Origin of the sequence: Clavibacter sp. MX14-G9D, assembly GCF_032917815.1 — a bacterium.
Lineage (GTDB): Bacteria > Actinomycetota > Actinomycetes > Actinomycetales > Microbacteriaceae > Clavibacter > Clavibacter michiganensis_K.
On record NZ_JAVCVL010000098.1, the window covers coordinates 1 to 9,587 of the forward strand.

Here is a 9,587-nt window from a genome sequence, read left to right on the forward strand (position 1 = left end):
CCGCGCTCCCACCCGGCTCCCCCGCCGCCGCTCCCGCCGCCTAGGGCGCCGGCGGTCCGGGCGCGCGGCCGGCTCAGCCCCGGCGGAGCCCGAAGCGCAGCTGCAGCACGAGGAGCAGGTTCTTCACGAGCGTGTCGCTCGGGATCTTCGACTCGCCCTCGGTGCGGTCCATGAACACGATCGCGACCTCCGTGGGCCGCGCCGCGTGCCGCAGCGCGCGCTGCTTCATCTCGATCTGGAAGCCGTAGCCCGTCGTCGTGATGGTGGACGGCGTGATGCGGCGCAGCAGACCCGCCTCGTAGAGGTTGAAGCCGCCCGTGTAGTCGGTGATGCGGGAGCCGAGGAACAGGCGGGTGTAGAGGTTGCCGCCCACGCTCAGGAAGCGGCGCTTGAGGTCCCAGTCGGGCGTCGCCCCGCCGCGGATGTACCGGGACGCCACCACGAGGTCGGCGCCGCCGCGGACGCGCCGCAGCATCTCCGTGATGTACGCCGGGTCGTGCGACAGGTCGGCGTCCATCTGCAGGATGTGCGTGGGCGGCTCGTCGGCCCCGAGGAGCAGCTCGAACGCCCAGATGTAGGCGGCGCCGAGGCCCGCCTTCTCGGCGCGGGTCTCCACGCGCACGTGGAAGGTGTCGGTCTCGACGGTCGGGGCCAGCGAGCGGACGAGGTCCGCGGTGCCGTCGGGCGACGAGTCGTCGACGATCATCGCCGTGATCTCGAAGTCGGCGTTCTCCGCCGCCATGGCCGCGAGGCGGGGAAGCAGCTCCCCGACGTTGCGCGCCTCCTCGTAGGTGGGGATCACGATCGTGAGACTGCTCAAGCTGGTGGTTCCGTCTTCGCGTCGGGGGGACGGCCCGGATGCGGGCCCCGTCGAGTCTAGCCAGCCACCGGCCGGCCGGCCGCGGGGCGGCGGGAGCGCGGCCGGCGCTTGTTACGCTGGCGGGAGGCTCGGCGCCCTGACGCCGTGTGCGTCCGCCGATCGACCGGCGACCGCGCCGCAGGGAGGGGGATCCGCATGGCGAAGCTCCTCGCCGACCGCCGCGTCCGATTCCTCGTCGCCGGCCTCGTGAACACGGGCCTCGACTTCGTGCTGCTCAACCTGCTGATCCTCGCCGCCGGCATGCCCGTGCTGGGCGCGAACCTGGTCTCGGTGACGGTCGGCATCACCATCTCCTACTTCCTCAACCACTTCTTCGTGTTCCGGTACGGCGAGCCCGTGACCGTCGGCCGGTTCCTGAGGTTCTTCGCGGTCACCGGCTTCAGCTCGCTGCTGCTGCAGAGCGGCGTCATCTGGCTGTTCGAGCGCGGCTTCGACACGACGTTCGGCCGGTCGCTGTTCATGTTCGGCACGAGCGCGGAGCAGGAGTTCCTCGAGATCAACGTCGCGAAGGCGACGGCGGTGCTCATCGGGCTGGTGTGGAACTTCACGCTGTACCGGCTCGTCGTGTTCCGGGCGCCCGCGGTCCCCGGCGGGGGTCGCGGGGACGACGCGCCCGACGCCGACGGCTCCCCCGCCGTGCGCGCCACCGCCTCCGCGGACTGAGGCGCCGCGGCGCTCCCTAGAGGAGCTTCCCGACCTCCGTCACGAGCTGCTGCACGCCGAGCACCACGAACAGGAGCGCCGACAGCCCCATCACGGTGTTGCTGAGCGGCCGGTTCCGCCAGGCCCGCGGGGTGCGGTCGGTGTTGAGGAGCACGAGCAGGGTGATCGCGAGGAACGGCATGAAGAGCGCGCCCAGCACGCCGTAGGCGATGATCAGCCCGATCGGCTGGTCGAGGAACAGCAGCCCGATGGGCGGGATGGTCAGCCACAGGATGAAGCCGCGGTAGTAGCTGCCCCCGAGGCGACGACGCGGGTCCTCCACGTCGAGGCCGCGGATGGTGCCGAGGAAGTCGGCGAACATCAGCGAGACCCCGTTCCACACGCCGAGGATCGACGAGAACGACGTGGCGAAGAAGCCGAGCAGGAAGAACCAGGTCATGAAGGCGCCGTACCGCCCCCCCAGCACGTCGGCGAGCTGCACGAGGCCGCCCTCGCCGTCGGCCAGCGCGATGTCGGCGGAGTACAGGAGCTCCGCGCCGACGACGAGCATCGACAGCACGAACACGCCGCTCATGACGTACGCGACGGAGTTGTCGATGCGCATGACCTTCATCCAGCCCGGCGCCACCCAGCCCTTCTCGCGCAGCCAGTACCCGTAGGCGGCGAGCGTGATGGTGCCGCCGACGCCGCCCGCGATGCTCAGCGCGACGACCAGGCCGCCCTCGGGGATGGTCGGCACGAGGCCCGACAGGAGCGCCGGGACGTTGGGCAGCGTCACGATCGCGGCACCCACCACGGTCACGAACATCAGGCCGACGAAGACCGCGATGATCCTCTCGAACGCCGAGTAGCGGCCGAACCAGACGACCACGGCGCCGAGGAGCCCGCAGGCGATCGCGAAGACCTTGAGGTCGACGCCCGGGAACAGGGCCGCGAGCGGCAGCGCGGAGGAGCTCATGGCGGCCGCGCCGTACACGAGGCCCCAGATGAGGATGTACGGCCCGAAGTACCAGGTGGTCCAGCGGCCGACGCTGCGCCAGCCCTCGAAGATCGTGCGGCCCGTGGCGAGCGAGTACCGGCCGGCGCCCTCGACCAGGAAGATCTTGATGATGACGCCGAGCACCGCGGCCCAGAGCAGCGCGTAGCCGAAGCGGGAGCCGGCCACCAGGGTCGCGACGAGGTCGCCCGCCCCGATCCCGGTGGCCGCGACCACGAGGCCCGGTCCGATGATGCGCCAGCGCTTGGCGGACTCCTGCGGCTCGCGGACGTCGCCGCGCGTGTCGATGTCGGTCATGGCGGGCTCCCGTGCGTCGTCGGATGGGGGTCCCCAACGACCCTACGGGGACCGCCGCCGGTCGCGCCAACCCGCCGGGCGGCGCCGACCGCGCGGCTCAGACGCCGAGCAGCTGCTCGATCGGGCCGCGCGCGAAGAACACCAGGAAGCCCGCGGAGACCACCCAGAGCAGCGGCGAGACCTCGCGGACGCGGCCCGAGAACGACCGCACGAGGACCCACGAGAGGAACCCGACGCCGATGCCGTTGGCGATGGAGTACGTGAGCGGCATGACGAGCACGGTGAGGAACACGGGCAGCGCGACGGAGAAGTCGGACCAGACGATGTCCTTGATCTGCGAGGCCATGAGCGTGCCGACGATGACGAGCGCGGCGGCCGCGACCTCGAGCGGCACGACCTGCGTGAGCGGCGTGAAGAACATGGCGAGGAGGAACAGCACGCCCGTGACCATCGACGCGAGGCCCGTGCGGGCGCCCTCGCCGATGCCGGACGCCGACTCGATGAAGACCGTGTTGGACGAGCTCGACGTGGCGCCGCCCGCGACCGCGCCGAAGCCCTCGACGACCAGCGCGCCCTTGAGGCGGGGGAAGTCGCCGCGCTCGTCGGAGAGGTCGGCCGCCTTGGCGAGGCCCGTCATGGTGCCCATGGCGTCGAAGAAGTTCGTGAAGACCAGCGTGAAGACCAGCATGAGGCTCGAGATGATGCCGATGCGGGCGAAGGCGCCGAAGTCGAACGCGCCGACGAGCCCGAGGTCGGGCAGCGCGACGGGGACGCCCGGCAGCACCGGCGCGTTGAGGTTCCAGCCGGTGGCGCCCGAGGTGTTGGACGGGCCGATGCGGAAGACCTGCTCGACGACGATCGCGATGAGCGTGGTGGCGACGATGCCGATGAGGAGAGCCCCGGGCACGCGGCGGGCCATGAGCACGCCCATGATCACGAGGCCGAGGATGAAGACGACGGTCGGCAGCGACGCGATGGACCCGTCGATGCCGAGCGCGAGCGGCGAGGCCGGCACGCCGGTGCCGCGCACGAAGCCCGAGTCGACGAAGCCGATGAACGCGATGAAGAGGCCGATGCCCACCGTGATGGCGGTCTTGAGCTCCCGCGGGACGGCGCGGAAGATCAGCGTGCGGAGCCCCGTGGTGGCGAGCAGCACGATGACGAGGCCGTTGATCACGACGAGGCCCATCGCCTCGGGCCACGTGACGTCGCCGACCACGCTCACGGCGAGGAACGAGTTGATGCCGAGGCCCGCCGCGAAGGCGAACGGCAGCCGCGCGACGAGCCCGAAGAGGATCGTCATGACGCCCGCCGTGAGCGCGGTCGCCGCGCCCACCTGCGCGGCCTGCAGCCAGTTCCCCTCCACGTCGAGCGTGGCCGCGTCCGCGCTGAACCCGCCGAGGATCAGCGGGTTGAGCACGACGATGTAGGCCATCGTCACGAAGGTGAGGACCCCGCCGCGGACCTCCCGCGCGTACGTGGAGCCGCGCTTCGTGATCTCGAAGAAGCGGTCGAGCGCGCCGGGCGCTCCGGAGGTCTCGGGGGCGGGGGACGACGTGCGCGCTTCGGTCATGGCTTCTTCCGCGAGGGGTCGGGTCGGACGACAGGAGGAGGGAGGAGCCGACGACGGCGTCGGGACGGGGTCGAGCCTAGGGGCGCGCGGGCCGCCCGCACCAGCGACGGCGGGGTCGCGGGCGCGAGGGCGACGGGATCAGGAGTGCAGCGCGGGCACGATGAGGTAGACGCCGTACAGCACGGCGATCCCGCTCAGCGCGAAGCAGACGTAGCCGCCCACCGTGGCGGCCTGCGGGCGGATGCCCGTGACCGAGACCTTGTCGCCCTCGTCGTCGTACTCGGTGCCGACGGCGAGCAGCCGGACGCCCAGCGAGAACAGGCAGACCACCGCGACGGCGCCCACGAGGGCGGCGACGGCGACGACGAGGAACGCGCTCCAGTCGATCATGCGGCCTCCTTGGCCTTCCGGGCGGCCTTGGTGGCCTTGCGTCCCCGCACGGCGAACCCGGCGGCGTCGACCTCGACGATGGCGTTGCGCGCGTCGACGGCGTTCCGGCGGGAGCGCCAGAAGATCCAGATGATGACGGCGACCCCGACGACGGCGTCGATGACGAAGCCGACCGTCCCGGTGCTCGCGATGAGGGCCGCGACGGCGCCGACGATGGCGGCCGACGGCAGCGTCAGCAGCCAGCCGAGCGCGATCTTGCCGACGGTGTTCCAGCGCACGGACGCGCCGCGGCGGCCGAGGCCGGAGCCGATGACCGAGCCCGAGGCGACCTGCGTGGTCGAGAGCGCGAAGCCGAGGTGGCTGGACGCGAGGATGGTGGCCGCGGTCGAGGCCTCGGCGCTGAAGCCCTGCGCGGGCTTCACCTCGGTGAGCCCGGACCCCATGGTGCGGATGATGCGCCAGCCGCCCATGTAGGTGCCGAGCGCGATGGCGACCGCGCACACCGCGATGACCCAGAACTCGGGGCCGGAGCCCGCCGCCTGGAAGCCGCCCGCGATGAGCGTGAGGGTGATGATGCCCATGGTCTTCTGCGCGTCGTTGGTGCCGTGCGCGAGGGCCACGAGGGACGACGTGAAGATCTGGCCGTAGCGGAAGCCGCCGCGCTCGTTGGGGCCGCTCGAGCGACGCGTGATCGAGTAGGCGAGCTTCGTGGTCGCGTAGGCGATGAGCCCCGCGATGAGGGGGGCGAGGAGCGCCGGGAGGATGACCTTCGACAGCACCACGCCGAAGTCGACCGAGCCGAGGCCCGCACCCACGACGGCCGCGCCGATGAGGCCGCCGAACAGCGCGTGGCTGGAGCTCGACGGCAGGCCGCGGAGCCACGTGACGAGGTTCCAGACGATGGCGCCCATGAGCCCCGCGAAGATCATGGCGGGGGTGATCTGCACGCCGCCGTCGCCCTCGCGGATGATGCCGCCGGAGACGGTCTTCGCGACCTCGGTGCTGAGGAACGCGCCGACGAGGTTCAGCACCGCGGCGATCGCGACCGCCACGCGGGGCTTCAGCGCGCCCGTGGCGATGGGGGTCGCCATCGCGTTGGCCGTGTCGTGGAAGCCGTTGGTGAAGTCGAAGAACAGCGCCAGGACGATGACCAGGACGACGATGAGGGTGAGATCCACTACCGGATCCCTCGAGCGGATATCACAGTCGTCGATCCTAACGGCCTGCATGCGCACAGCTCGAACGGGTGACGGGCGGATGGCGGCCGGGTGTACGTCCGGCGACGGGTCGGGGGTTCAGATGTGCGGTACGAAGTCGCGCCACGCGACGCGGCGGTCGGCGTGCGGGTCGTGCTCGACGCGGTCGACCACGTCGAACACGAGGGTCGCCCGCCGACGGGGTCCGCGGTCGCGGATGCCGCCCGGGCGGACGCGGGGCGGGCGGGATCCGGACGCCGTGCCGGCCGGCTGACGCTCCCCCGGCGCTCCCGTGCCCGCCGCGGGGGCGTCATCGTCCGCGAGGTCGCGGAGCGCGTCCTCGTCGTCGCCGACGTAGGCGGGCCACGACTCGTCGACCGTGCCGTCCTGCGCGAAGCGGAGCCAGGCGATGCGCATCCGCTCGCCGGCCGCGACGAACGCGCGCCGACCGCCGAGGAGGGTCATGCCCCGGCCGAGCAGGGAGTCCATCCGGTCGAACAGCGCGAAGAGCTCGAGGCCGTGAGTGGCGTCGAGGCCCATGAGGCGGACGAGGCGCGGGGCGATGTCGAAGCGGTAGAAGTGCACGGGCGCGTAGCGGGCGTGGCGCTCGGCGACCTTGACCGACGGGTACCAGAAGGCGTAGTCGCCGCCGAAGTCGAGGGCCGCCCGGCGCTTCGGCAGGCCCGGGTACAGCGCCGCCAGCTCCTCTCGGTGCTCCTCGTCGGTCTTCGCGAACACGGCCTCGATGCGCGCGGGGGTGGTGGCGAGGATGTCGAGGCGCCCCGTGAACAGCGACCCCTCGCGCTCGTTCGTGCCGATGATGAGCGGCACGCGCGCCGCCCGCCCGTGCTTGAACGCATCGAGGGGCCGCTCGGGCAGCACGTCGCCGTCGATGACGGGGCTGAAGGTGATGGTGCCCGGATCCAGGTCGGGCGTCCGGACCATGAGCTCGTTCGCCGCGGCCGCGAGGGTCGAGGAGCTCGCGGCGGTGAGGAGGCGCACCGCCTCCGCGTCGTCGGGGGCGCGGCCCGCGCGGTCGGCCAGGAGCTGGACGAAGCGCTCCGCCCACCGCGCCGTCTGCTCCGCCGGGTAGATGGCGTTGGTGGGCGAGCTCTGCGCGATGGCGCGCGCGAACAGGCCGTGCGCCGCGGGCACGGCCATGAGCGTGGTGACGGCGTTGCCGCCCGCGGACTCGCCGAAGACCGTGACGTTGTCGGGGTCGCCGCCGAAGGCCCGGATGTTCTCGCGCACCCAGCGGAGCGCCTGCACCTGGTCCCGCAGGCCGAGGTTCGCCTCGAGCGGCCGCTCCGGCGTCGAGTAGCGGCTGAAGTCGAGGTAGCCGAGGGCGCCGAGCCGGTAGTTGAAGCTCACGTAGACGATGCCGCCCTGGCGCACCAGGCCCTCGCCCTGCACGGGGTCCTCGCGCGAGGACCCGACGACGTACGCGCCGCCGTGGATGAACACCATGACGGGCCGCAGCTGCGACTCGCGGTTCACGCGCGCGGCGTCCGGCGAGAGCCCGGACGGCGCGACGACGTTGACGGTGAGGCAGTCCTCCCCCATCGGCGTCCCCTGCGGCGCCCCCATGAAGGCGCCGGCGCTGACCTGCGGGGCGACCTTGCCGAAGTGCTGCGCGAAGCGCGCGCCCTCCCAGGGGACGACGGGCTGCGGCGCGCGGAACCGCAGGTCGCCGCGCGGAGGGGCCGCGTAGGGGATGCCGCGCCAGGCCTCGATGCCCCGCTCGCGCACCCCGCGGACCGTGCCGCCCGTGACGTCCACGTCGAGCTCCGACGGGTCGTACGCCGGGGTGGGCGGCGCGGGGTCGGGGGTCACCCGACGATTCTACGAGCCGGGCTCAGGCTCCCGGGACGGGGGTCGCGAGCAGCCGCTCCAGCGCCCGCTGCGCCCGCCAGAGCGCCGACTCGGTGCGCAGGCGCTCCGCCTCGTGCAGCACGCCGAGCGCGAAGGAGTCCTCGCCGCGGGCCGCCAGCCGGCGCGCCTCCTCGCGGAGGACGCGCTGCATGGCGAGGCCGTCGCGGTGCTCGCCCAGCTCGTCGTGCACCTCCTCCGCCGCGGTCGCGAGCCGCATCGTCTTCCGCCCGAGGACGGGGACCGTGCGGCCGCTGACCTCCTCGGCCGCGTACCGCAGCCGCTTGGCGGCCTTGCGGACCTCGTGCAGTGCGTCGACGCGCGCCGCCTCGCCGGCGGCCTCCTGGGCGACGGCGCTCCGGCGCCCGACCCGCTCCGCGTCGCGGCGGAGCGCGGCGTGGAGGGCGGGTCCCGCGGGGGCGGACGCGTCGTGCGTGAGCGGCGGATCCGCCACCAGGGCGTCGAGGGACTCCAGCAGTGCCACGTAGCGCGCCGAGGACAGCGACCGGACGACGCGCTCGCGGGCGCGGTGGTAGCGCTCGTCGAGGACGTCGTGGAGGGCGTCGCCCACGTGGTCCGGCACCGTCTCCGCGTCGTGCTCGACCACCGACCACACGACGCGGTCGCGCAGCACCTCCATGTCGCGCGCGTCGCCGAGCACGGCGCCGAGCGCGGTGAGCTCGGCCCGGACGGGTGCGGTGGCGGCGGGGTCGATGACGTCCTGATGGGTGCGGAGGGCGCTGCGGAGGCGGCGGACGGCGACGCGCATCCGGTGCACCGAGTCGTGCTCGTCGGCGCGCACGTGCGGGTCGGCGGCGACGAGGTCGCGCACACCGCGGGCGAGGATGGCGCGTGCGACGTCGGCGGCGGGGCTGTCCTTCCGGAGGGTCGCGGGATCCGGCAGGGCGGGGCCCGCGGGCGCCTGCCGGCCGAGCGCGTCGGCGCCGAGCGCGCGGGCGAGCTTCGAGGCGCTGTCGGAGGGCCGCGCCCCGGCGTCGAGGACGTGCTGCTCGATCAGGTCGAGGAGCGCCGTGCGGCGCTTCCGCCCGGCGGGGGCGTCGGGCAGCAGCTCCACCTCCCACTCGTGCCAGGCGCGCACGGTGCCGCCGCGGACGTCAGAGCCGGTGACGCGGTCGTCGGCGAACTCGGCGACCGCCCGTCCGTCCTCGTCGTGCAGCGTGACGATGGTGCGCACCGTCTCCAGGCGTGCGAGGGGCGTGAGCTCCCGGCCGCGCACGTGCACCGCGACGGCGTCGAGCACCGCGGGCGGGACCGCGCCGTCGCCGCCGTGCCCTTCGCCCTCGCCGTCGCCGTCGTCGAGCGGCCAGCCGAGCTCCGTACGGCCCTCGGCCCCGTCGGCGGGGAGCTTCACGTGCCAGCCCGCGTCGTGCCCGCCCTCGCGGCGGCGGAGGATCATGCGGCAGTCGGCGAGCGCGTGGTCCGCCGTGTCCAGGTAGACGGCGACGAGCGTGACGGCCTCCGCGGGCCGCGCCTCGGCGATGCCCGGGATGCCGACGAAGCCGGGGACGGGCACCCCCTCGGGGACGTCGTACTTGCGCTCGATCTCGACCGACTCCGTGTGCACCATCCTCCCTGTGTACCGCACCCGGCGGGGCGCGACCAGCCGCGGAGGGGCGCGGGCGCGACGGCGCCCCGGGCGTGGGTCAGACTGGCAGGCATGCCCGTCCGCCCGACCGCCGCCGCGAGGCGGGCCGCCGACCT

At 73.4% G+C, this 9,587-nt stretch carries 8 protein-coding genes; 1 reads left to right on the forward strand and 7 read right to left on the reverse strand.

Going from position 1 to position 9,587, the window contains the following annotated elements; all coding sequences use genetic code 11:
• Window positions 1-73: 73 nt before the first annotated feature.
• Window positions 74-820, reverse strand: coding sequence for a polyprenol monophosphomannose synthase (locus Q6969_RS09255; RefSeq protein ID WP_317230173.1), 747 nt, complete (start codon window positions 818-820; stop codon window positions 74-76).
• 195 nt (window positions 821-1,015) lie between these two features.
• On the opposite strand from Q6969_RS09255, the gene Q6969_RS09260 reads away from it, so the two are divergent.
• The gene (locus tag Q6969_RS09260; RefSeq protein ID WP_317230174.1) at window positions 1,016-1,543 is read left to right on the forward strand and encodes a GtrA family protein; all 528 of its coding nucleotides are present in this window, start codon (window positions 1,016-1,018) and stop codon (window positions 1,541-1,543) included.
• A gap of 16 nt (window positions 1,544-1,559) precedes the next feature.
• Here Q6969_RS09260 and Q6969_RS09265 read toward each other — a convergent pair whose 3' ends face one another.
• From Q6969_RS09265 to Q6969_RS09290, 6 genes are all read right to left on the reverse strand, one after another.
• Window positions 1,560-2,837: an Nramp family divalent metal transporter gene (locus tag Q6969_RS09265; protein ID WP_317230175.1), complete on the reverse strand. Its 1,278-nt coding sequence runs from the start codon at window positions 2,835-2,837 to the stop codon at window positions 1,560-1,562.
• 97 nt (window positions 2,838-2,934) lie between these two features.
• Complete coding sequence (locus Q6969_RS09270) at window positions 2,935-4,410, reverse strand: NCS2 family permease (protein WP_317230176.1); 1,476 nt, start codon at window positions 4,408-4,410, stop codon at window positions 2,935-2,937.
• A 138-nt stretch (window positions 4,411-4,548) separates the two neighbouring features.
• Window positions 4,549-4,800, reverse strand: a complete 252-nt coding sequence (locus Q6969_RS09275; RefSeq protein WP_086522029.1) for a hypothetical protein — start codon at window positions 4,798-4,800, stop codon at window positions 4,549-4,551.
• On the reverse strand, window positions 4,797-5,978 hold the full coding sequence (locus tag Q6969_RS09280; RefSeq protein WP_317230177.1) for an anion permease: 1,182 nt from the start codon (window positions 5,976-5,978) through the stop codon (window positions 4,797-4,799). The genes Q6969_RS09275 and Q6969_RS09280 overlap by 4 nt, the downstream gene beginning before the upstream one ends.
• Before the next feature lie 117 nt (window positions 5,979-6,095).
• A complete protein-coding gene (locus Q6969_RS09285; RefSeq protein WP_317230178.1) occupies window positions 6,096-7,829 on the reverse strand; it encodes a carboxylesterase/lipase family protein in 1,734 nt (577 codons plus the stop codon).
• Window positions 7,830-7,851: 22 nt separating this feature from the next.
• On the reverse strand, window positions 7,852-9,453 hold the full coding sequence (locus Q6969_RS09290) for a CYTH and CHAD domain-containing protein (RefSeq protein WP_317230179.1): 1,602 nt from the start codon (window positions 9,451-9,453) through the stop codon (window positions 7,852-7,854).
• Between the last annotated feature and the right edge of the window lie 134 nt (window positions 9,454-9,587).

What these genes read in the sequence shown, in the direction of transcription:
- Q6969_RS09260 (WP_317230174.1), top strand. Translation starts at nt 1,016, where the DNA reads ATGGCGAAGCTCCTCGCCGACCGCCGCGTCCGATTCCTCGTCGCCGGC.
- Q6969_RS09265 (WP_317230175.1), bottom strand. Translation starts at nt 2,837, where the DNA reads ATGACCGACATCGACACGCGCGGCGACGTCCGCGAGCCGCAGGAGTCC.
- Q6969_RS09270 (WP_317230176.1), bottom strand. Translation starts at nt 4,410, where the DNA reads ATGACCGAAGCGCGCACGTCGTCCCCCGCCCCCGAGACCTCCGGAGCG.
- Q6969_RS09275 (WP_086522029.1), bottom strand. Translation starts at nt 4,800, where the DNA reads ATGATCGACTGGAGCGCGTTCCTCGTCGTCGCCGTCGCCGCCCTCGTG.
- Q6969_RS09290 (WP_317230179.1), bottom strand. Translation starts at nt 9,453, where the DNA reads ATGGTGCACACGGAGTCGGTCGAGATCGAGCGCAAGTACGACGTCCCC.